We start from the raw sequence: 22,103 nt of genomic DNA on the forward strand, positions 1-22,103 counted from the left end.
ATGGCCCTGCCCTTTCTGCCCTATGGTCGACAGACCATCGAAGATGACGACATCGCTGCCGTAGCCGACGCCCTCAGGGACGACCTTTTGACCACCGGTCCTCGGGTGGAAGCCTTCGAGGCGGCCTTTGCCGAGGCCGTGGGGGCTGACCACGCCGTCGCCTGCTCCAACGGCACCGCAGCCCTGCATCTGACCATGATGGCCCTTGGCGTACGGGAGGGGGACGTCTGTATCGTTCCGTCCACCACCTTCCTGGCGACCGCCAACTGCGTCCGCTATGTGGGCGGCGAGGTGATCTTTGCCGATGTGGATCCCGACAGTGGTCTGATGCGCCCGCAGGATCTGACCAAGGCCCTGGGGCGGGCATCAAAGCCTGTGACCGCCGTCCTGCCGGTGCACATGCGCGGTGAAGTGGCCGATCTGCCCGCCATCGCGGCTCTGGCCGAAGAGGCTGGCGCAGTGGTGGTGGAGGACGCCTGCCATGCCCTGGGGTCTCGGCGGCGCCTCGGCAATACCGAAGTGCCCGTAGGATCAGGACGCTGGTCCTCGGCCTCGACCTTCTCCTTTCACCCGGTGAAGACCATCGCCACGGGCGAAGGCGGCATGATCACCACCCCAGACGCCGGACTGGCCGAGCGCCTACGCCGGCTGCGTAGCCATGGCATGGTGCGTCCTTCTGGGGGTGATCCCTGGTGGTACGAGATGGCAGAGCCTGGGTTCAATTACCGCCTGCCCGACATACTTTGCGCCTTGGGTCAGGCGCAGCTGGCCAAGCTGCCAAGGTTCGCCGCGGCCCGTCAGGACCTGGCGGCCCACTATCTGGAGGCCTTGAAACCCCTGGCACCGGCGGTGCGCGCGGCGTCATCCCCCGAGGCCAGCCTGGCCACGCCGCACCTGATGTGCGTGTTGATCGACTTCGAGGGCATGGGGCTCAGCCGCCGGGCGGTGATGGAGGCTCTGAAGGCCCGGGGGATCGGCAGCCAGGTGCACTACATCCCCGTGCACACCCAGCCCTACTATCAGAACCGCTATGGCGCGCTCAGCCTGCCCGGCGCCGAAGCCTGGTACGCGCGAACGCTCAGCCTTCCCCTCTATCCGAGCATGGAGCGCAAGGATGTGGACCGGGTGGTCGCCGCCCTGGGAGAGGCTTTAGGCCTGAGCTGACCGGCCCGATTGAACGTCAGGCCGCCAGGCCGGCGGCCTGGATCAAGGTGCGAACCTCGGCCATGCGCTCGGGCGACCGGGAAAGCTCGGCCCGGGTGTCGTCCAGGCGGACCAGCTTCAAGGCCTCGGCCTTAGCCCGGTCGGCGGCCGGCCCCAGGGGGGCGGCCTCGCCACAGGCCAGTTTCAGCAGCAAGGTCAGGCGGGTGGCGGCTGGCGCATTGGCCTTCGCCAGGCCCTGGGTCACCTTGGCGTCGGCCTCGGCCAGCCCGCCCAGATCCCCCAGCTTCTGCTGGATCGGCACATAATCCTCAGGCAGCAGACCACCCCGGCCCAGACCGCGATAGAGCTTGGCGAGACTGAACAGTCTCTGGGCCGCAGATGTCACGGGGTTGCGGGCATCCTTCTCGAACGCAAGGGAACTGACGACTGCCGCCAGCCACCGTACGGCCAGTCGCTTGTTCGCCGCGCCGATCACGTTTTCAACCAGCCACAGCAGGGCCTCGGCTTCCTGGATGGCGGTCTGCCCCTTGCCCAGATAGGTCTCCACAAAGTCGCCGGTGACCAGCATCTTAGAGCGGTTGACGAAGGCCTGATGCACATCGTCCAGGGGCACCAGATCACCCGCCGCCGCGGTCAAGGCCATGGCAAGACCCCGCAGCAGATCGATCTCGCCGGCCCCGTCATCGGGCTTCAGCCGCCGCGGACCGTTCAGTTCCTTCAGCACCCGCTTGGTCAAGGCGCTCCGTACTGCCCGGAAGTCCTCTGTCGCCAGCCACTTGGCCAGCCGCTGGGCGGGCTCTGACAGGTCCGGCATGATCTTGGCCACCGAGGGCTCAATCCGGATCAGGGCCTCTACCGCGTCATGGGCGGCCAGGCGGGTCATGGCGGCGAGACGGACCCCGAGATCGAGATCCTTGCCAATCAAGCCATCCAACCCTGCGACCGACCCCACAATCTCGGCCAGGGGCTGTTCAATAGTCTGGAGGGCCAGCCCCCGGGGCGGACCGGCAATGGGGGCAGCGTCGGCCAGATCCAACAGACGCGAGACCTTCTCGCTCCAGTTCCGCGCCGGCGCGATGGAGGCGGCCACCCCAGCGCCCAGCAGATAGGCTCGCTCCGGGGCGTGGGAGATACGCTCCGCCGCCGCAGCGAAGCCTTCCTTGTCAATGTCCGGCAGGTTGCCCTTCCGGGCGTCCCCCAGGAGCCGCTCGATGGCCCGTTCCACCAAACCCTGGAAGGCCCGCATGATCTCATGGATCGACATGCTGCGCGCCTGGGACTCCGGCACGGCAATCTTCTGGATGGCGTGCTGCAGCTCAACCCCGGACGCCTCGAGCCGCTCCACCAGGTCAGCCCGGTGCAGGAGCTCAAAGGGGGTCGCGTGGTTTCGGGCCAGCCAGTTGTCCAACAGCCGGCCAATACGCTCGCGGGCATGAACGGTGTAGAGATCCTGCGGCGTCACGCAGAGGGGATCGTTGCGCTCGGGTGTCTTCTTGACCTTGGCTGTGTCCGGCAGACCAAGGGACTGGATGACCACCGTCTGAAACTCGTTGGTCTCAGGGTTCATGGTCTCCTTGGTGACCCTTGCAGACGCCACACGCCGCTCAGTCACCAGCTGTTCAGCAGCGGCGACAGCCTGGGTCCGGTTCTCTGTCGCCATTTCTAGCGTCCAGCCGGATCCGACGGTTTTCTTGATGAAAACCTCGTAATGCACTTTGGCGCGTTCCATCTGGTCTTTCCCCGGGACCCTAAGATCACCTTGAGGCAAGAGCATTAAGGTCCTCTTGATTGTGGAACGGGCCAATCTGTCAGGAATTTAACCGGGGCCGTGCAAGCGACGCCACATTGAGGCCATGAGGCGGAACCACTAGCTTCGCCATCAGCTGAAGACTTCAGGAGTTCCATTTCCCATGGCCAAGATCACCCTGGTCGACGACGATGAGAACATTGTCACCTCGGTCAGCCTCGCCTTGGAAAGCCACGGCCATGCCGTGAAAGCCTTCTATGACGGTGCAGCCGGCCTGGCGGCCCTGGAGAACGAGCCCCCCGACCTGGCCATCCTCGATGTGAAAATGCCCCGGATGGATGGGATGGAGGTCCTGCGCCGACTGCGCCGCACAAGTGATCTGCCGGTGATCATCCTGACGTCCAAGGACGATGAGATCGATGAGTTGCTGGGCTTCAATCTTGGGGCCGACGACTACATCCACAAACCCTTCAGCCAGCGCCTGCTGCTGGAGCGGGTGAAGGCGGTGCTCCGTCGGGCGGGCGTCGATAGCGGCGAGGGGGTGGCGGGACCCGTGTCTGAGGCTGAGGCCAAGGCCTTGAAGCGCGGAAAGCTGACCCTGGACCCCGCCCGTCACGACTGCCTGTGGGAGGAGCGGCCGGTCAAGCTGACCGTGACGGAATTCCTGCTCCTGCAATCCCTCGCCCAGCGCCCAGGCTTTGTGAAGAGTCGGGACAATCTGATGGATGCAGCCTACGACGATCAGGTCTATGTGGACGACCGGACCATCGACAGCCACATCAAGCGCATGCGCAAGAAGTTCCGCGAGATCGACCCTGAGTTCGATGCAATCGAAACCCTCTATGGCGTCGGATACCGGTATCGCGAGTCCTGAGCGGCAGCCTCGGCGCGGCGGGTGGCGATGGCTGCCCAGCTCGCGCCTGGGCCGGCTGATCATCGTCCTTAATCTGTTCGGTCTGGCGATCCTGATTTCCGGAGCCCTGGTGCTGAACGAGCTGCGGCGCGGCCTGGTCAATGCCCGGATCGACAGCCTGACGACCCAGGGCGAGCTGCTCGCCACCATCATCGACCAGGCCGCCACGGTAGGCGAGCCAGAGCCCATGATGGATGGTGCCTATGCCTCGCAAATCCTTCAGCTCCTATCCAATCCCCGCTCCCAGCGGGCCCGGCTGTTTGACGCCGAAGGCCGCCTGATCGCCGACTCATATTGGGTCTCTGATCGGGTGGAGTGGCGCACCCTTCCCCCCGCCCGGGCCCGGGACGAGGGGCCAGGGCTTGATCTGAATCTCAAGGGCGGCTCAGAAACCGACCCCGAAAGCGCCGAGGCGGCCAAGGCACAGGCCGCCCTGCGGGCGGAAGTGACCACCGCCCTGCGGGGGGTCCATTGGGCCGGCCTGCGGGACGGGGCCGACGGCGAGCGGGTGGTGTCGGTCTCCATCCCGATCCAGCATGTCCAGGCGGTGCTAGGCGTTCTGACCCTCGAGGCCCGGGACGTGGACGAGATTATCGCCGCCGAACGGGCCGCCTTGCTGCCGTTCATCCTTATCGCCATCGCTGTGTCGCTGATGTCCTCCCTGCTGCTCAACCGGCTGATCGCCCATCCGGTGAGACGGCTGGCGCGGGCCGCTGACCGGGTGCGCCTGGCCAGGGCCCGGGCGATTTCAGTCCCAGACATTTCAAGGCGGGACGATGAACTGGGCGATCTCTCCCGGGCCCTGGAGGAAATGACCCATGCCCTGTCGGAACGCATCGACGCCATTGAGCGCTTCGCCGCCGATGTGGCCCACGAGATCCGCAACCCGCTGACCTCCCTGCGCTCGGCTGTGGAGACCCTGGGGCTGGTGGAGGAGCCCGCCGCCCGTGACCGGCTGATGGCGGTCTTGCAAAACGACGTGCGCCGGCTCGACCGTCTGGTCACCGACATCTCCAACGCCTCACGTCTCGACGCCGAACTGTCCCGCGAGCCGCCGGCACCCGTCGACCTGCGCCGGCTGATCTCCGATGTGGTCTCCCTGTACCAGGCCACCGCCCGGACCGGCGAGCCCACCGTGACCTTCACAGCGCCCGAGACCCTTGAAGCGGTCATGGTCTCCGGTCAGGAGGGTGCCCTTGGCCAGGTTCTGCGCAATCTGATCGACAACGCGCGCTCCTTCAGCGCGTCGGACGGTGAGGTCCGTGTGGCCCTGGGACACCAGCGCGGTCAGGCGCAGATCACCGTCGACGATGATGGCCCCGGCATTCCCCCTGAGAATCTCGAGAGCATCTTCGAGCGCTTCTATACCTCGCGGCCCAAGGGCGCGGCCTTTGGTGGCAATTCCGGACTGGGTCTGTCCATCGCCCGGCAGATCATCATCGCCCATGGGGGAACAGTGTGGGCGGAGAACCGCCCAGAGCCGGCAGGTGGTGGCGTGGCCGGGGCGCGATTCACCGTCGCCCTGCCTGAGTCGCGCCGGTGATCGTGCATGGCGGCCTCATCGCCCGCCCAGGTCCGAAGGGCTGGCAGGGGGTCTTGATCGAGGGGCCCTCCGGCGCAGGCAAGAGCGATCTTGCTTTGCGTTGCCTCCAGATGGGCTTTCGACTGGTCGCCGATGATCGGGTGGTGACGTGGGTTTCTGGCGGGCAGCTGTTTGGCCGCGCCCCCGACAGCCTGGCTGGCCGCATGGAAATCAGGGGCCTCGGGGTGCGGCCTTTGAGCGCCCTGCCCATGGCACCGGTGAGCCTTTGGATCCGTCTCGGGACCCCGGAACGGCTGCCTGATCTCGAAACTGTGACACATCTTCGGGTTGAGATTCCCCTGGTTATACTCTCCCGGCTGGAGAATTCGGCCCCTTTGAAACTCACCTACGCGCTCGATGCACTTGGATGACGTGCGGAAGGCGCGTATCACAGCGCGCTTCTGGTCCGCATTCTGCGACAGCGCGGCCGACAGGGGATAACCTTTGAGAGCTTGGGCATGATCGGGCTCGTGATCGTCACGCACGGGCGATTGGCCGCAGAGTTCGTTTCGGCGATGGAGCATGTGGTGGGACCGCAGGCTGCGGTCGAGGCCATCTGCATCGGACCCGACGACGACATGGAGCGGCGGCGGATGGATATCCTGGCCGCCTGCGCCCGGGCCGATACCGGCGGCGGGGTGATCCTGCTGACCGACATGTTCGGCGGCACCCCGTCGAACCTGGCCATTTCGGTGATGGAGCAGACCCGGGCCGAGGTCATCGCCGGCCTCAACTTGCCTATGCTGATCAAGCTGGCCAGCGTCCGCACCCGTTGCGGCCTGGAGGACTGCGTCTCTGCGGCCCAGGAAGCCGGCCGCAAGTACATCTCCGTGGCCTCCTACGTCCTGGCGGGCGAAAAATGACCGCCGAACGGACGGTCGAGATCCTCAACAAGCGGGGTCTGCACGCCCGCGCCTCGGCCAAGTTCGTCCGGCTGGCCTCAACCTTTGAGGCCGAGGTGCTGGTGTCCAAGGATGGGCAGAGCGTCGACGCCCGCTCAATCATGGGCCTGATGATGCTGGCCGCCGGTCCTGGCAGCACCATCCATATCGCCGCCGAAGGCGAGCAGGCGGCCGAGGCCCTCGACGCCCTCTGCGCCCTGGTGGCCGCCCGCTTCGAAGAAGACCAGTAGGCCCCAGCCCCCGAAGAGTCAGGCCTGCACAGCCGCCCCGGTTCCCATGGGACGCAGGCCCAGTTCGGCCATCAGCGCCGCATCGGTGTCCTTGTCCGGATTGCTGGTGGTCAAAAGCTTGCCGCCGACGAACATGGAATTGGCACCGGCGAGGAAGCACAGCGCCTGTAGTTCCCTGGACATGTGCTCACGCCCCGCCGACAGGCGCACCACCGCCTTGGGGCAGACGATGCGGGCGACCGCAATCATGCGCACGAACTCCAACCCATCCACCGCTTCGCTGTCGCCGAGCGGCGTGCCGGGAATGGGCATCAGGTCGTTGATCGGCAGGCTGTCGGGATGGGCCGGGAGTGTGGCCAGCGCATGCAGCAGTCCGGCCCGGTCGCGCCGGGTCTCACCCATGCCGACAATGCCGCCGCAACAGGTGGACAGGCCTGCGTCGCGCACCGCCTCAAGGGTATCCAGCCGGTCCTGATAGGTCCGCGTGGTCACCACCTGGTCGTAATAGTCCGGGCCGGTGTCCAGGTTATGGTTGTAATAGTCGAGGCCGGCGGCCTTGAGCGCCTTGGCCTGCTCGGGCTTGAGCATGCCGAGCGTCGCACAGGTCTCCAGGCCCAGCGCCTTCACACCGGCGATCATCTCTGCCACCTTGGGCAGGTCGCGGTCCTTCAGGTCCCGCCAGGCCGCCCCCATGCAGAAGCGCTGGGCACCGCCGGCCTTGGCCTCGGCGGCCGCGGCGATCACGCTTTGGGCCTCCATCAGCTTGGTGGCGGCCACCCCGGTCTTGAAGTGCTGGGACTGGCTGCAATAGCCGCAGTTTTCGGCACATCCGCCGGTCTTCACCGACAAGAGCTGCGACAGCTGGACCTCGGAAGGATCAAACCAGCGCCGATGGATGGCGGCGGCCTCGAACACCAGTTCCATGAACGGGCGCTCGAACAACCCCTCGATCTCTTCCAACGTCCAATCATATCGCGGCTGGGCGGGGTCGACATGGCGGATCGGGGCGTTCATGGGGGAGCACTCCTGGTCTGCGCGGCAGCGCAATCGCTTGGGGCCTCCCTATAGGACGCTTGGCGAGGGAGGAAAACGCCTTCGAATCGGAGCTGAACCGTGAGCGCCATTTCTGAAGAGATTGAACTGAAATTTCTGTGCGAAGCCGCCGACGTCGAGGCGCTGCTGGCCGCAGCGCCCCCCGGGGAAGACCGTTCTATCGCCCTGGCGGCGATCTATTTCGACACCCCTGAACGCCGCTTACGCGACCTGGGCGCGGGCCTGCGTATCCGCGAGGAACCCGAGGGTCGCCGCCAGACCCTGAAGACCGGCAGGGGCCTGCGCCGCCAGGAATACGAGATCGCGCTCGAAAGGGACGGGCTGGACGCCAGCCACGCCCCCTTGCGTGACCTGCTGGGCCGCGAGCATGTGGCGCGGCTGGAGCCCCTGTTTGCCGTCCACGTCCAGCGGCGCTTGCGCGCCGTGGCATGGGAAGGGGCCCAGATCGAACTGGCCCTGGACGAAGGCGAGATCATCGCCGGCGGCCGCCAGGCCAGCCTCTGCGAAGTCGAGCTTGAGCTGAAGTCCGGCGAGCCGGCCGCCTTGTTCGCCCTGGCCCGCAGGCTGTTTGAAGCCGCCCCCCTCTATCTGAGCTTTGAGTCCAAGGCCGATCGCGGCTTTGCCCTCGTGGAGGGGGAAGATCCCGCCAGTAGCCACGCCCCGGTCAGGCTGAGCCGCGAGATGACCGCGGCAGCCGCCTTCCAGGCTATCTGCCGCGCCGCCCTGGCGCAGATCGCGGCCAAGGGCTTGATCCTGCGGCAGGGGGGCGACTCCCCTGAAGCCATCCACCAGCTCCGGGTGGCAATCCGCCGTCTGCGCAGCGCCATAAGCACCTTTGGCGTCCTGGTGGCCGGAGACCCCCTCGACGCCCTCAAAGGTGAGCTGAAATGGTTGGCCAGCGCCTGTGACGAGGCCCGGAACCTCGATGTGTTCCTTGAGGAAACCTATCGGCCCGCGGCCCTGGCGGGCGCGACGATCCACGGTCTCGCCGATCTGGGACAGGCTTTGGACGCCGCCCGGGGCAAGGCCCATGCCCGGGCGCGAGCGGCCGCGGCCTCCACCCGGTTTCGCGCCCTGCTGCTGGAGCTGCAGGCCTGGATCGAGACTGGCGACTGGCTGGCCAGACTGGAGGCCGGCGGGGGTCCGGCGCGGGACTTTGCCGAAGGCGCGCTCAGCGGCCTGCGACGGAAGCTCGCCAAACAAGGCCGAGGCCTGATGTCGCTGTCTGATGCTCAGCGCCATCAGGTGCGCATCCAGGCCAAGAAGCTGCGCTACGCCGCCGAGGCCTTTGCCCCCCTTTTGGCCGACAAGGCCGCCCGGCGTCTCATCAAGAAGACCCGGGCCCTGCAGACCGCGCTGGGGGCTCTGAACGATGGGGCAACCGCCGAAGCCCTGCTGGCCAGCCTTGGCCTCGAGGGGCCAGCCCTCTACGCCGCCGGACATCTGGCCGGGGAGATCGCGGCAGGCCGTGAAACCCGGATGGCGGCGGCGGCCCGGGCCTGGAGCGCCTATCGGGATGTGGACGATCCCTGGTAAGGAAGATATAAGGATATCTTTATACGTTCCTTGCTCCGGACCGGCGTCCCGGCTATAGAGCGCCAAAATCGCACCCTTGGTCGCGCATGCTCGCGCCGAGGACAGGACCGCAGGACCCACCGACATGACCGACTACATCGTCAAGGACATCAGCCTGGCTGACTTTGGCAGCAAGGAAATCGAGATCGCCGAGACCGAAATGCCCGGTCTGATGGCGACCCGCGAGGAATTTGGCCCGAGCCAGCCCCTGAAGGGTGCCCGCATCGCCGGCTCCCTGCACATGACGATCCAGACCGCCGTGCTGATCCAGACCCTGGAAGCCCTGGGCGCTGAAGTCCGCTGGGCGTCCTGCAACATCTTCTCCACCCAGGACCACGCCGCTGCGGCCATCGCCGCGGCTGGCACGCCGGTGTTCGCCATCAAGGGCGAAACCCTGGTGGAGTACTGGGAATATGCCCACAAGATCTTCGAGTGGGCCGACGGCGGCTATCCGAACCTGATCCTCGACGATGGCGGCGACGCCACCCTGCTCACCGTGTTGGGCCCCAAGGCCGAGAAGGACCCCTCGGTCCTGAACAATCCGGAGAACGAGGAGGAAGAAGCCCTCTATGCGGTGATGAAGCGCTACCTGAAGGAAAAGCCGGGCTTCTATTCGGCCATCCGGGCGGCCATCAAGGGCGTCTCCGAGGAGACCACCACGGGGGTCCATCGCCTCTATCAGATGGCTGAGCGGGGCGAGCTGCCCTACCCGGCCATCAATGTGAACGACAGCGTCACCAAGTCGAAGTTCGACAACCTCTATGGCTGCCGTGAGAGCCTGGTGGACGCGATCCGCCGGGGCACCGACGTGATGCTGGCCGGCAAGGTCGCCGTGATCATGGGCTATGGCGATGTGGGCAAGGGCTCAGCCGCCTCCCTGCGTAATGGCGGTGCCCGGGTCATGGTCACCGAGGTCGACCCGATCTGCGCCCTGCAGGCGGCGATGGAAGGCTATGAGGTCGTCACCATCGAGGACGTGGCCGACAAGGCCGACATCTTCGTCACCGCCACCGGCAACAAGGACGTTCTGACCGTCGACCACATGCGGGCGATGAAGAACAACGCCATCGTCTGCAACATCGGCCACTTCGACTCCGAGATTCAGATCGCGGGCCTGCGCAACTTCAAGTGGGACAAGATCAAGGATCAGGTCCACCACGTGGAGTTCCCCGATGGCAAGAAGATCATTGTCCTGTCGGAAGGCCGACTGGTGAACCTCGGCAACGCCACGGGCCATCCGAGCTTCGTCATGAGCGCCTCGTTCACCAACCAGACCCTGGCGCAGATCGAGCTCTGGACCAATGGCGGGCGCTACGAGACCAAGGTCTACACCCTGCCCAAGCACCTGGACGAGAAGGTCGCCATCCTTCACCTGGAGAAGCTCGGCGCCAAGCTGACCAAGCTCACCAAGGAACAGGCCGACTATATCGGCGTACCGGAAGCTGGCCCGTTCAAGCCCGATCACTACCGCTACTAGGGCCCACGCCGGGCACTTGCCCGTCGTTTTGAGAGATTATTTTGCCACGCCGCGTCGAGGCCCCTTGCGGGTCTTGGCGCGGCGCTTCTCTATGCGGCCCTCATGACGCTTGCCCTGATCATCTCCAGCCATGTGGCCGCCAGCCGCGTCGGCGGCTCCGCCCAGGCCCTGGCGCTGGTCCCGTTCAAGGTGGACGCCATGGTCGTGCCCACCGTGCTCTATGGGCGCCATCCCGGCTGGGGGCCGCCCGGCGGAGCTGCGGTTCCGGTGGAAGCCATCGACGGCATGCTCGATGGCATCGAGGCCAACGGCTATTTCGCCCAGGTCGATCTCCTGATCACCGGCTATTTCGCCAGTGCCCCGCAGGTGCGCGCCGCCGCCCGGGCCATTGACGCCGTCCGCGCCGCCCCCCGGGAGGCTGGCGCCCGCAAGGCCTTCGTCATCGTAGATCCGACCCTCGGCGACCACGGCAAGGGTCTCTATGTGCCCCTTGATGTGGCCGAAGCCGTCACCGCAGACCTCGTGCCCCGGGCTGACCTGGTGGCCTGCAACACCTGGGAGCTGCAGCGGCTGACCGGGGCCGAAACCCGCAGTCCGGCCCAGGCCCTGTCGGCGGCCCGCCTTCTCGACAAGCCCGCCCTGATCTCCTCCGTGGTGCGGGAGAGCGAGGTCGGGGTGATCTATGCCGACCGTCGGGAGGCCTGGCTGGCCGCCCATCCCCGCACGGCCGATGCGCCCCAGGGCACCGGCGACCTGCTCACCGCCCTCTATGGCGCCGCCGTCCTCGACAGCCTGGCGCCGGCCTACGCCCTGCCCCGGGCCGTGGGCGGGGTCGCCGAGACCGTGTCTGCCGCCCAGATGTGGAAGGCCCCCGAACTGCCCCTGGTGGCCATGGCCCAGCGGCTGAAGGCCATCTCCCCCCATGTGCGCATGGAGCGGCTCAAATGAGCCTGATCCAGGGCCAGAGCGCCCCGGGCTTTGAGGCGGTGACCGCCGCCTTTGCGGATAACTTTTCTGAAGGCCACGAGCTCGGCGCCCAGTTCGCCCTGGTCCGGGACGGCGAGGTGATCGTCGACCTCTGGGCCGGACACGCCGACCGGGCCCGCACCATCCCCTATGGCCCAGACACGTTGACCCCGCTGTTTTCCACCACCAAGGCCGTGGCCGCCCTGATGGTGGCCAGGCTCGTGGACCAGGGCAGGCTCGCCTATGACCAGCCCGTGGCCGAGGTCTGGCCAGACTTCGCCCAGGCCGGTAAGGGCGCGGTCACTGTCGCCCAGGCCCTGTCCCATCAAGCCGGGCTCTCGGGCTTTGTGGAGGCCATGGATCCGGCCCTCTGGTTCGACTGGGACGCCATCTGCGCCAAGCTTGCGGCCATGGCGCCTCTGTGGCCGCCAGGCACCGCCAGCGGCTATCACCCGGTGACCTATGGCTACCTGGCCGGAGAGATCTTCCGCCGGGTGGATGGCCGGACCCTGGGCACGGCCCTGCGGGAAGACCTGGCCCAGCCCCTGGACCTGGATATCTGGATCGGCCTGCCCGAGGCCGAACACGGCCGCTGCGCCGACCTGCAGCGGCCCCCGGCCCTGCCGGACTTTGGCGAGATCAATGTCCCCACCAAGGCCGCCTTCCTCGAGCCCTGGTCCTCGCCGGGCGGGCGCGGCCAAGCCGAATGGCGCCGGGCGGAAATCCCCTCCGCCAATGGTCACGCCACCGCCCTGTCCCTGGCCAGGCTCATGGGCGCCCTGGCCGGCGACGGCCGCCTGGACGGTCAGAGGATCCTGTCGCCGGGCCAGATCGCCGAGATGGCTCAGGAGCAGATCCGCGGCCCCGACCTCGTCCTGCCTCTGGAGATGAGCTGGGGGGCCGGGGTCATGCGCAATGGCCCGCTGAAGCCCTGGGGTCCCGGGGAGGCCACCTTCGGCCATTCCGGCTGGGGGGGCTCCTGCGTCTTTGCCGACCCGGAAACGGGGCTGGCCGGCGCCTATGTGATGAACAAGCAGTCGGCCTATCTGCTGGGCGATCCCCGCCCCCGTCGGCTGATCGAGGCGGCCTACGGCGGTCTCTGAAAGCGCGTTGCGACAAGCGCTAGGATAGGCGGTCGCGGAACGCGGTGTAGTCGAACTCGCGCACCATCCTCAGGGCGTCCGTCTCGCTGTTCCACAGGGCGATGGCCGGCAGGGGCACCCCGTTGAAGGTGTTGGTCTTGACCATGGAATAGTGCGCCTGGTCGAGGAAGGCGATGCGGGTCCCGGGCGCAGGTCTCTCCGCAAACCGGTAGTCGCCGATGATGTCGCCAGCCAGGCAGGAGGGGCCCCCCAGGCGCAGGATCACGCCGTCCTTCGCCTCGTTCAGCAGGGCCGGGCGATAGGGCGCCTCGATCACATCGGGCATGTGGCAGGTGGCCGAGAGATCGGTGATGCCGATGGCCATGCCGTTGTCGAAGGTGTCCAGCACCTCCCCCACCAGGATGCCGGCGTCCAGCGCGATGGCCTCGCCGGGCTCCAGGAACAGGCCGATGTCAAACCGCGCCCGCACGTCCCGCAGGAAAGCCACCAGGGCCTCGCGGTCATAGTCGGCCCGGGTGATGTGGTGGCCGCCCCCTAGGTTCACCCACTTGATCTGGCGGCCCAGCACGCCCGCAATCTGCGGCTCCAGGGCGGCCCAGATGCGGCTGAGCGGCTCAAAGCCCTGTTCGCACAGGGCATGGATGTGCAGTCCATCGACGCCAGCCAGGCTTTCAGCGGTCAGCTGCGACACCGGAAAGCCCAGGCGCGAGCCCAGCTGGCAGGGATCATACTTGGCGACCTCGGCCTCGCTGTGCTCGGGGTTCAGCCGCAGACCGATCTGGAAGGTTTCGCCTGCCGCCCGCGCCGCCGCGATCAGATCTGAAAACCGGGCGATCTGGTCCGGCGAATTGAAGATCACCGTGTCCGACAGCCGCAAGATTTCCGGCAGGTCCGCCGCCTTATAGGCTGGCGAATAGGTGGTCAGCTCGCCGCTATAGAACTCCCGGGCCAGCCGCGCCTCCCAGAGGCCCGAGGCGCAGACCCCGTCCAGATGCTGGCCCACAAGGTCCGCCAGGGACCACATGGAAAAGGCCTTCAGCGCCAGCAGCACCTGAGCGCCCCCCCGGTGACCCACATCGGCGAGCACGGCCAGATTGCGCGCAATCGCCGCCTCATCCACCACGAAACAGGGGGAGGGAACCCGGGTCAGATCAAATCGGGAAAACGCGCCGGCCCCGCCGGCCTTGGTCTCCATGCCCCTAGAAGTCCAGGGGCGCGGGCAGCTCGCGCATCTTCCAGGGCAGGCCGTGGACATTGAGCATGTCCATGAACGGATCGGGGTCCATCTGCTCCATGTTGAAGACGCCGGCCCCGGAATAGACGCCTTGCACCATCAGGGCCGCCCCGATCATGGCCGGCACGCCGGTGGTGTAGCTCACCGCCTGGCTGCCGGTTTCGGCATAGGCCTCTTCATGGTCGCAGACATTGTTGATGTAGACGGTCTTTTGCGCCCCATCCTTCAGACCCGTGGCGATGGTGCCGATATTGGTCTTGCCCTTGGTGCGGGGACCCAGCGACGCCGGCTCGGGCAGCAGCGCCTTCAAAAACTGCAGGGGGATGATCTCCCGGCCCTCGAACATCACCGGATCGATCCGTAGCATGCCCACATTGCCCAGCACGTCGAGGTGCTTGAGATAGGCGTCGCCAAAGGTCATCCAGAACCGGATGCGTTTGATTTCCGGATAGAATTTGGCCAGGGACTCCAGTTCCTCATGGTACATGAGGTACATGTTCTTCGGCCCCACCTGGTCGAAATCGAACACCTGTTTCTTCGCCAGCGCCGGACCCTCAACCCACTGACCGTTTTCCCAGTGCCGCGACGGGGCGGTCACTTCCCGCAGATTGATCTCGGGATTGAAGTTGGTGGCAAACGGGTGGCCATGGTCGCCGCCATTGCAGTCGAGGATGTCCAGGGTCTCGATGGAATCCAGCAGGTGCTTAGCGGTGTAGGTGGTGAACACCGAGGTCACGCCCGGATCAAAGCCGCAGCCCAGCAGGGCCATGAGGCCAGCCTCTTTGAAGCGGTCCTGATAGGCCCACTGCCAGCTGTATTCGAACTTGGCCTGGTCCCGGGGCTCGTAATTGGCGGTGTCGAGATAGTGCACGCCGGCCGCCAGACAGGCCTCCATGATCGCCAGGTCCTGGTAGGGCAGGGCCAGGTTCACCACGAGCACAGGCTTGACCGCGCCAATCAACGCCGTGGTGGCGGCGATGTCGTCGGCGTCCAGGGCGGCGGTCTCCACCACCACGCCGGTGCGGGCTTTCACTGAGGCCGCGATGGCGTCGCACTTGGAGCGCGTGCGGCTGGCGAGCGTAATGTGGCTGAAGATCTCCCGCGACATGGCCATCTTGTGGACCGCCACCGAGCCCACGCCGCCCGCGCCAATCACCAGAACTCTGCTCATCTCGCGCCCTTCCCTGCCCCTTGCGGCAAATCACAGTCCCAAAACGCCCGACTTGCGGGGAAGGGGCCATATCACGGGACGCCGCCAGGGGCCAATCAGCGCCGCTGTCTGCCGATGAACCTTAGGTGACAGACCGCCCGCCCCCGCCGCAGGCGCCCTAAGTCCGAACCCCAAAGGGTACAAAGCCCACCAAGAGAGACCCGGCGTCTTTGTGCCCTTCGTGCTCTTTGTGGTTGGTCCTTCCTCCCGCCGCCCACCCCTTGCCCCGCGCCAGAGCCCATGCATCCTGCCCCCATCATGCTGCAGCCTTTGGACGAGAACATCTGGACGGCGGCGGGGCCGCAGGTGCGCGTCCTGGGGTTTGCCTATCCCACCGCCCTGGTAGTGATCCGGCTGAAGGACGGGGACCTGTTCATCTGGTCGCCCACGGCCCTGACCCCAGACCTCAAGGCTTCCGTCGACGCCCTGGGGCCGGTGCGCCACCTCGTCTCCCCCACCGCCCTGCACAACCTGTTTCTCGCCGAGTGGCAGGCCGCATATCCGGACGCCCGGCTCTACGCCCCGCCGGGCCTGCGCCAGCGCCGCCCCGACCTCGCCTTTGACGCAGACCTGCAGGACGGCACCGCACAGGATGGGGGCCACCCCTGGGCGGGCGAGATCGATCAGGTCCACATGGCGGGCAACCAGATCGCCACCGAGGTGGTGGTCTTCCACCGGGCCAGCCGCACCGTCCTCATCGCCGACCTGATCCAGCAGCTCGACCCCGCCAGCCTCAGGGGTTGGCGCGCGCTCATCGCCCGCCTGGACCTGATGACCGGGGACGCGCCCCAGACCCCGCGCAAATTCCGCCTGGCCTTCACCGACCGCAAGGCCGCCCGCGCAGCGCTGGCCCGCATTGAGGCCTGGCCCGCCCGCCGCGTGCTGATGGCCCACGCCCCGCCCGTGCTGGAAGACGGCCAAGCCTTCCTCACCCGCACCTTCGCCTGGCTGCGGGGCTGAGGGGGCGGACGCCCGCCGCAGGTGCCCCAAATCCGAACCACAAAGCCCCCGAAGCCCACAAAGACGGACACGGCCCCTTCGTGCCCTTTGTGTCCTTCGTGGTTGACCTCCTACCGCACCGTCCAGGACACGCCGGTGCCAGCGGAGTCTTCGTCCCCGGCCCAGCGGACGAAGCGGTGATCGGCACCCTGGCCGAGAGCGTCAAGGCGCCCCTCAACATCATGCTGCGCCCAACCACACCCCCGGCCGAGCGCCTCAAAGCCCTGGGCGTGCGCCGCCTCTCCTCAGCCACCGCCCCCTTCCGTGCCGCTTATGGCGCGTTGGTGGAGGCCCTGCCGGGCTATCTGGAGATGGGGACGTTCGGGTCGTTCGCCGGCGGGGTGCCGGATTTGAATGCTGCGTTTGGGGGATAAGGGTGCCCCAAGCTCACCGGTCTTGCCGGCCGGGGCCATACGGCTGGACGAAAAACGGGAAGGCTGCAGAACGCAAAAACGCCGCCCGGCAAGGGGCGGCGTTGGCGTTCGATCCGAACTGTGTATTTAACCGCCGTTGCTCATGGCAATTTCTCCAAGAGGGCAAGGTTCAGAACCAAAAGGGTACCGAGCTCGTTGGAAGGGATCGTCGTTCTTGCGCCCAGAAATGTCAAGGAATTTCTAGGCTGCATCCTTGTACAACACAACTTCCCCAGCGGCAGTTCCGATCAGATGCACCCAAGGTCGAAGCAGATCAAAATTTTTCGTTGTTGGACTTATGACGCCCCCTGTTTCCTGGTCACGGCCATGTGAAAGTGCATTCCTAATCTTCCGCAAAAGATCGCAAAAATGATCGAGTCCCTTCTGGCAGAAGGCTGCCTCTGTCTCGGCGTCAGAAATGAGCGCTTTAACTGAAAACCCTCCATCAAACTTTGTTTCTTTTAGAAAAAAGGCACGATTTGCCTGAATTTCTCGCCAGACAAGACTTTTGTCTACACATTTATTAACAATCCCCTTGAACTTTGGTATGTCGTCATTTTTCTTAACACTTATGATATCAGTTATTTCTTCCACAACAGATGGTAACTTGTCTCGTACATTTGGTGACGATAGAATTCTTGTTATCGATCTTCGGACAGCTTCGTCTAAATAATGGTGAGATGCATACTCAATAATTCTATAATATAATATAAATCTCATCACAGGAGTTTCTTCTTTACTGGTAGACGACCAGAATCCAAGAAGTTGACTATTCAATTCTGATCCGGAAATGGTGCGCGGAAATTCGCCTGAAATATACCGGGTGCGCCTCAGATTGCCGCCAGATTCGAACGCTGGCTCGTGTATAACAACTGTTGGACACATATCGTCAAAATATGACAAATAGAAATTGAGATGATTGATTATATCAATAAGCTTTTCTCGTTCCACTTTATGTTAGATATCCAGAAAGAACGGGGCGCGTCTAGACCTAGTCTTTCCCTATTGCTCTCAGTCGCGTTAGCAAACTGAAAGAATGACTGCATATTGCGGTGATTTGTAGACGACATACCCCGGGGAGAGGTGTTCTTAGCAATCTCAACCAAACGATCACTAGATTCACCAAATTTGCAGAGATGGCTCTTTCCTTTGAATGAAAATTCAAATTCACGATCCACGACCTCTCGCTGATTTTCTGATGGCGAGAATGCAGTCCAGATAATCTCAAGCCGATCTTCATCTGAGTGCCAAATTCCAGTAAGACGCTCGGGCAGATGAACCCTCTCAAGTGCTGCAGCAAGACTATCAGATTCATCTGGTATGTTTATAGCGACTGACCAATCTCCCCAAGGCTCTTCGATGCGAATCTGAGTGCCACCTGTTCGACGAGTAGTTTCGGCGATCTTGGCTTTAGGGTTTGCGGCCAAGAAGCCAGCGAACTTCTCTCGCGCTGCCTTAAGCGCCGGCGATGCTTCCGGTGACTTTGTATCGTCAGACATTTGTTTCTCCCCAACGCTCATGAAACGCGGCTCTATGGACAAGCGCAACCCTACAGTGCGCGCATACAGGCCATGTCAGATAGGTGAGCAGTACGATGTCCCCCCACCTCCGCACGTGACCACCGCGCCGCCGCCGCCTATCTTCCCGCGCATGACCGACTCCCTCTCCCTCACCCCCCTGCCGGACCTGCCCAGGACGATCACTCAGGATGGGCCGCCGGTGCGGCTCTATCTGGTGGATGGGTCGGGCTATATCTTCCGGGCCTTTCACGCCCTGCCGCCGCTGACGCGCAAGAGCGACGGCCTGCCGGTGGGGGCGGTGTCGGGGTTCTGCAACATGCTGTGGAAGCTCTTGGTGGAGATGCGGGCCCAGGCGGACGCGCCCACCCACCTGGCGGTGATCTTCGACCATTCCAGCAAGACATTCCGCAACGATCTCTATGACCAGTACAAGGCCCACCGGCCGCCGCCGCCGGAGGATCTGATCCCGCAGTTTCCCCTGGTGCGGGAGGCGACCCGGGCCTTTGGCGTGCCGAGCCTGGAGCTGCCCGGCTATGAGGCCGACGACCTGATCGCGGCCTATGCCTGCAAGGTCCGCGACATGGGCGGGGAGGTGACCATCATCTCCTCGGACAAGGACCTGATGCAGCTGGTGGGCGACCGGGTGTTCATGCTCGACACCATGAAGAACCTGAGGATCGGCCGCGAGCAGGTGATCGAGAAGTTCGGGGTGCCGCCGGAAAAGGTGGTGGATGTCCAGGCCCTGTGCGGCGACGCCGTGGACAATGTGCCAGGCGCGCCGGGCATCGGCATCAAGACCGCCGCCCAGCTGATCAACGAATATGGCGACCTGGACACGCTGCTGGCCCGCGCGGGCGAGATCAAGCAGCCCAAGCGCCGCGAGACCCTGATCAACTTCGCCGACCAGATCCGCCTGTCGCGCCTGCTGGTGCAGCTGGACTGCGACACCCCCCTGCCTGCGGCCCTCGATGAACTGGCCGTGGCCGAGCCGGAGCCCGCAGTGCTGGCGGCCTTCCTGGAGGAGATGCAGTTTCGCAGTCTGGCCCGGCGGGTGAGCGCGGGCGACGCGGCCCCCTCCCAGCCGGCGCCGGAGCGGGCGCCTGCGCCGGACGCCCCGCCCATCGATGTGAACGGCTATGTCTGCGTCCGCGATCTGGCGAGCCTGGAGGCCTGGATCGCCCGGGCGCGGGCGGCAGGGATCGTGGCCTTCGACACCGAGACCGACGCCCTGTCGTCCGCCAGTGCGGGCCTGTGCGGGGTGTCCCTGGCCGTGGCGCCGGGCCAGGCCTGTTACATTCCGCTGGCCCATGAGGAGATGGACGGTCTGGCCCTGGACGCGCCGGCCGACCTGACCCAGATTCCGCTGGCCGAGGCCATCGCGGTTTTGAAGCCGATGCTGGAGGACCCCTCGGTCCTGAAGATCGCCCAGAACGCCAAGTATGATCTGGCCGTCCTGTCGCGCTACGGCGTCCGCGTGGCGCCGGTCGAGGACACCATGCTGATCTCCTATGTGCTGGAGGCGGGCCTGCACGGCCACGGCATGGACGAGTTGTCGCGGCTGTGGCTTGGCCATGAGCCGATCCCCTTCAAGCAGGTGGCGGGCTCCGGCAAGGCCCAGAAGAGCTTCAAGAACGTGCCCTTGAAGGAGGCCACCGCCTACGCCGCCGAAGACGCTGACGTGACCCTGCGGCTCTATTCGGTGCTCAAGCCCAAGCTGGCAGCGGCGGGGCTGTCCACCGTCTATGAGACCCTGGAGCGGCCGCTCGCCGCCGTCCTGGCCGACATGGAGGTGGCCGGTATCGCGGTGGACCCTGAGCATCTCAGGCGCCTCTCCAACGATTTTTCCCTGCGCATGGCCGAGTTCGAGGCCCAGGCCCACGGGCTCGCCGGGCGGCCCTTCAACCTCGGCTCGCCCAAGCAGGTGGGGGAAATCCTCTATGCCGAGATGGGGCTGTCGCCGGGCCGCACCACGGCCACGGGCGCCTCCTCCACCGACGCTGCGGTGCTGGAGGAGCTGGCCGCCCAGGGCCACGCCCTGCCCCGGGTGCTGCTGGACTGGCGTCAGCTCTCGAAGCTGAAGGGCACCTATACCGACGCGCTTGTGGCGGCCATTGCCCCGGCCACCCGCCGGGTGCACACCTCGTTTGCGCTGGCGGCCACCAGCACCGGGCGGCTGTCGTCGTCGGACCCCAACCTGCAGAACATCCCGATCCGCACCGAAGAGGGCCGCAAGATCCGCAAGGCCTTTGTGGCCGAACCGGGCCACCTGCTGATCAGCGCCGACTACAGCCAGATCGAGCTGCGCATTCTGGCCCATATGGGGGACATTCCGCAGCTTAAACGGGCCTTTTTGGACGGTTTGGATATCCACGCCATGACGGCGTCCGAGATGTTCGGCGTGCCCATCGAAGGCATGCCGGCCGAGACCCGCAGGCGGGCCAAGGCGATCAATTTCGGCATCGTCTATGGCATCTCGGCCTTTGGCCTGGCCAACCAGCTGTCCATCCCCCAGGACGAGGCCGGGGCCTATATCCGCACCTATTTCGAACGCTTCCCCGGCATCCGCGACTATATGGACAAGGAGAAAGCCAAGGTGCGGGCCCAGGGCTTCGTCACCACGCTGTTTGGCCGCAAGGTGAACATCCCCGAGGTGGGCGCCAAGGCGGCGGGCATGCGGGCCTTTGCTGACCGCGCCGCGATCAATGCGCCGATCCAGGGTACCGCCGCCGACGTGATCCGCCGGGCCATGATCCGCATGCCGTCCGCCCTGGCCAAGGCCGGCCTTTCCACCCGCATGCTGCTGCAGGTGCACGACGAACTGGTGTTCGAGGCGCCGCAGGCTGAGGCAGACGCCGCCATCGTGGTGATCAAGCAGGTGATGGAGACCGCCGCCGAGCCGGCCTTCGCCTTCTCCGTGCCCCTGGTGGTGGAGGCCCGCGCCGCCGCCAACTGGGACGACGCCCACTAAGCTGGGCTGAAGGCCGCCGTCCGACTGACCTTGGCCTGGATGATCTTCTGGCCGCTGTCGTCCAGGCGGGCGGCGGTGAGCACGCCGGTGGCATAGGCACCGGTGTCCAGCCCCAGGCGGTGGGGGGTCATCTGCGGCTCCTCCATGGGGGTGTGCCCATGGACGATGACCTTGCCGAAGGGGCCAGACGCCTGCAGGAACTCGCCCCTGATCCACAACAGGTCCCGCTCGGCCTGCTGGGCCAGGGGCACGCCGGGACGCACCCCGGCATGGACAAAGGCGTAGTCGCCGACCTCGGTCATCAGGTCGAGCTGGCCATAGAAGGTCCGGTGGGCGGCCGGCAGAGCAGCGTCGAAGGCGCTCCTGGCCACGGCCCAGGCCTCGGGATCGGTGCGGGTGGCCGGGGGCTGCACCCCATAGGAGGCCAGGGTGGCGTTGCCCCCGTGCTCGGCCCAGGTGGTGCCGAACGCCGGCTCATCGAGAAAGCGCAGCAGGGCCTCCTCGTGATTGCCCTTCAGGGTCCGGACCTCAAAGCCCGGTGCGGCCTGCAGGGCCAGGATGGTCTCCACCACCTGCTGGGAGCCGGGCCCCCGGTCCACATAGTCCCCCAGGAAGACCAGGATCGGCTGGGCGTCCGGCGGCGCCTGCGTCACATCCTGGGCGATCTCGCGCATCAGGGTGACCAGCAGGTCGTGACGCCCATGGATATCGCCCACCGCATAGACCCGGCGCCCGCCGGTGGAGGGCGGGGCGTCGGTCTTTTTCTTGCCGAACAGGCGGTTGAACACGGGGCGGTCCTGGGCTAGCGGGCAGCCCCATTGTGGCTGGCGGGGGCCGCCCAAGGCAATGCCCTAGAACAAGGTCAGGCCGCCCTGCGGGTCACCGGCGCGGCGGCGGCGTGTCCGATGTCGAACCGGGCCACGCTTTCGGCCAGCAGGCGGGCTTCGCTGGCCAGGGCGTGGCTGGCCGCCGTGGTCTGTTCCACCATGGCCGCGTTCTGCTGGGTCACCCGGTCCATCTCATTGACGGCGGTATTGACCTCCTGCA

General features: G+C 65.7%; 20 protein-coding genes and 1 pseudogene. 13 read left to right on the forward strand and 8 right to left on the reverse strand.

The features are described from left to right. Positions 1-1,164 carry a UDP-4-amino-4,6-dideoxy-N-acetyl-beta-L-altrosamine transaminase gene (gene pseC / locus MH112_RS10560; RefSeq protein WP_296567519.1) on the forward strand — a complete coding sequence of 388 codons (1,164 nt, stop codon included), beginning with the start codon at positions 1-3 and terminating at the stop codon, positions 1,162-1,164. Positions 1,165-1,180: 16 nt separating this feature from the next. Here pseC and MH112_RS10565 read toward each other — a convergent pair whose 3' ends face one another. Next, positions 1,181-2,893: a hypothetical protein gene (locus MH112_RS10565; protein WP_296567522.1), complete on the reverse strand. Its 1,713-nt coding sequence runs from the start codon at positions 2,891-2,893 to the stop codon at positions 1,181-1,183. 181 nt (positions 2,894-3,074) lie between these two features. On the opposite strand from MH112_RS10565, the gene MH112_RS10570 reads away from it, so the two are divergent. The 5 genes from MH112_RS10570 to MH112_RS10590 all read left to right on the forward strand — a co-directional run bounded on the left by MH112_RS10570 (position 3,075) and on the right by MH112_RS10590 (position 6,538). After that, positions 3,075-3,785: a response regulator transcription factor gene (locus tag MH112_RS10570; RefSeq protein WP_296567524.1), complete on the forward strand. Its 711-nt coding sequence runs from the start codon at positions 3,075-3,077 to the stop codon at positions 3,783-3,785. Beyond that, the gene (locus MH112_RS10575; protein ID WP_296567527.1) at positions 3,754-5,367 is read left to right on the forward strand and encodes a stimulus-sensing domain-containing protein; all 1,614 of its coding nucleotides are present in this window, start codon (positions 3,754-3,756) and stop codon (positions 5,365-5,367) included. Before MH112_RS10570 ends, MH112_RS10575 begins: the two co-directional genes overlap by 32 nt. Before the next feature lie 2 nt (positions 5,368-5,369). Further along, complete coding sequence (locus MH112_RS10580) at positions 5,370-5,777, forward strand: HPr kinase/phosphorylase (protein ID WP_296567575.1); 408 nt, start codon at positions 5,370-5,372, stop codon at positions 5,775-5,777. An 87-nt stretch (positions 5,778-5,864) separates the two neighbouring features. Next, complete coding sequence (locus tag MH112_RS10585) at positions 5,865-6,269, forward strand: PTS sugar transporter subunit IIA (protein WP_296567529.1); 405 nt, start codon at positions 5,865-5,867, stop codon at positions 6,267-6,269. After that, the gene (locus MH112_RS10590; protein WP_296567532.1) at positions 6,266-6,538 is read left to right on the forward strand and encodes an HPr family phosphocarrier protein; all 273 of its coding nucleotides are present in this window, start codon (positions 6,266-6,268) and stop codon (positions 6,536-6,538) included. The genes MH112_RS10585 and MH112_RS10590 overlap by 4 nt, the downstream gene beginning before the upstream one ends. Positions 6,539-6,556: 18 nt before the next feature. Here the strand turns inward: MH112_RS10590 and bioB are convergent, their stop codons facing one another. Further along, a complete protein-coding gene (bioB, locus tag MH112_RS10595; protein WP_296567534.1) occupies positions 6,557-7,552 on the reverse strand; it encodes a biotin synthase BioB in 996 nt (331 codons plus the stop codon). A gap of 99 nt (positions 7,553-7,651) precedes the next feature. On the opposite strand from bioB, the gene MH112_RS10600 reads away from it, so the two are divergent. The 4 genes from MH112_RS10600 (at position 7,652) to MH112_RS10615 (ending at position 12,712) form a co-directional block, all read left to right on the forward strand. Next, entirely contained in the window at positions 7,652-9,127 is a 1,476-nt protein-coding gene (locus MH112_RS10600; protein WP_296567537.1) for a CHAD domain-containing protein, read from the forward strand. A gap of 124 nt (positions 9,128-9,251) precedes the next feature. Beyond that, complete coding sequence (gene ahcY, locus MH112_RS10605) at positions 9,252-10,643, forward strand: adenosylhomocysteinase (RefSeq protein ID WP_296567539.1); 1,392 nt, start codon at positions 9,252-9,254, stop codon at positions 10,641-10,643. 102 nt (positions 10,644-10,745) lie between these two features. Further along, entirely contained in the window at positions 10,746-11,591 is an 846-nt protein-coding gene (locus MH112_RS10610; protein WP_296567541.1) for a bifunctional hydroxymethylpyrimidine kinase/phosphomethylpyrimidine kinase, read from the forward strand. After that, positions 11,588-12,712, forward strand: a complete 1,125-nt coding sequence (locus MH112_RS10615) for a serine hydrolase domain-containing protein (protein WP_296567542.1) — start codon at positions 11,588-11,590, stop codon at positions 12,710-12,712. The genes MH112_RS10610 and MH112_RS10615 overlap by 4 nt, the downstream gene beginning before the upstream one ends. A gap of 19 nt (positions 12,713-12,731) precedes the next feature. Here MH112_RS10615 and MH112_RS10620 read toward each other — a convergent pair whose 3' ends face one another. Both MH112_RS10620 and MH112_RS10625 read right to left on the reverse strand, forming a co-directional pair. Beyond that, entirely contained in the window at positions 12,732-13,907 is a 1,176-nt protein-coding gene (locus tag MH112_RS10620) for a carboxynorspermidine decarboxylase (RefSeq protein ID WP_296567544.1), read from the reverse strand. A gap of 4 nt (positions 13,908-13,911) precedes the next feature. Further along, entirely contained in the window at positions 13,912-15,117 is a 1,206-nt protein-coding gene (locus MH112_RS10625; RefSeq protein ID WP_296567546.1) for a saccharopine dehydrogenase family protein, read from the reverse strand. 279 nt (positions 15,118-15,396) lie between these two features. On the opposite strand from MH112_RS10625, the gene MH112_RS10630 reads away from it, so the two are divergent. Both MH112_RS10630 and MH112_RS10635 read left to right on the forward strand, forming a co-directional pair. Then, positions 15,397-16,116 (forward strand): DUF4336 domain-containing protein, encoded by a 720-nt coding sequence (locus tag MH112_RS10630; protein WP_296567549.1) that lies wholly within the window; start codon positions 15,397-15,399, stop codon positions 16,114-16,116. Between the two features lie 80 nt (positions 16,117-16,196). Beyond that, entirely contained in the window at positions 16,197-16,529 is a 333-nt protein-coding gene (locus tag MH112_RS10635; protein ID WP_296567552.1) for an isocitrate lyase/phosphoenolpyruvate mutase family protein, read from the forward strand. A 240-nt stretch (positions 16,530-16,769) separates the two neighbouring features. Here the strand turns inward: MH112_RS10635 and MH112_RS10640 are convergent, their stop codons facing one another. Beyond that, positions 16,770-17,519, reverse strand: coding sequence for a hypothetical protein (locus MH112_RS10640; RefSeq protein ID WP_296567555.1), 750 nt, complete (start codon positions 17,517-17,519; stop codon positions 16,770-16,772). After that, entirely contained in the window at positions 17,492-18,067 is a 576-nt protein-coding gene (locus MH112_RS10645) for a hypothetical protein (RefSeq protein WP_296567558.1), read from the reverse strand. Before MH112_RS10645 ends, MH112_RS10640 begins: the two co-directional genes overlap by 28 nt. A 151-nt stretch (positions 18,068-18,218) precedes the next feature. Between MH112_RS10645 and polA the strand changes: the two genes are divergently transcribed. Beyond that, a complete protein-coding gene (polA, locus tag MH112_RS10650; RefSeq protein WP_296567561.1) occupies positions 18,219-21,056 on the forward strand; it encodes a DNA polymerase I in 2,838 nt (945 codons plus the stop codon). Here the strand turns inward: polA and MH112_RS10655 are convergent. Continuing rightward, positions 21,053-21,844, reverse strand: coding sequence for a metallophosphoesterase family protein (locus MH112_RS10655; protein ID WP_296567563.1), 792 nt, complete (start codon positions 21,842-21,844; stop codon positions 21,053-21,055). The genes polA and MH112_RS10655 overlap by 4 nt on opposite strands. A gap of 74 nt (positions 21,845-21,918) precedes the next feature. Then, positions 21,919-22,103, reverse strand: a pseudogene (locus tag MH112_RS10660) (methyl-accepting chemotaxis protein); the annotation flags it as partial.

It is taken from the genome of Phenylobacterium sp., from assembly GCF_022402485.1.
In the GTDB taxonomy this organism is placed as follows: domain Bacteria; phylum Pseudomonadota; class Alphaproteobacteria; order Caulobacterales; family Caulobacteraceae; genus Phenylobacterium.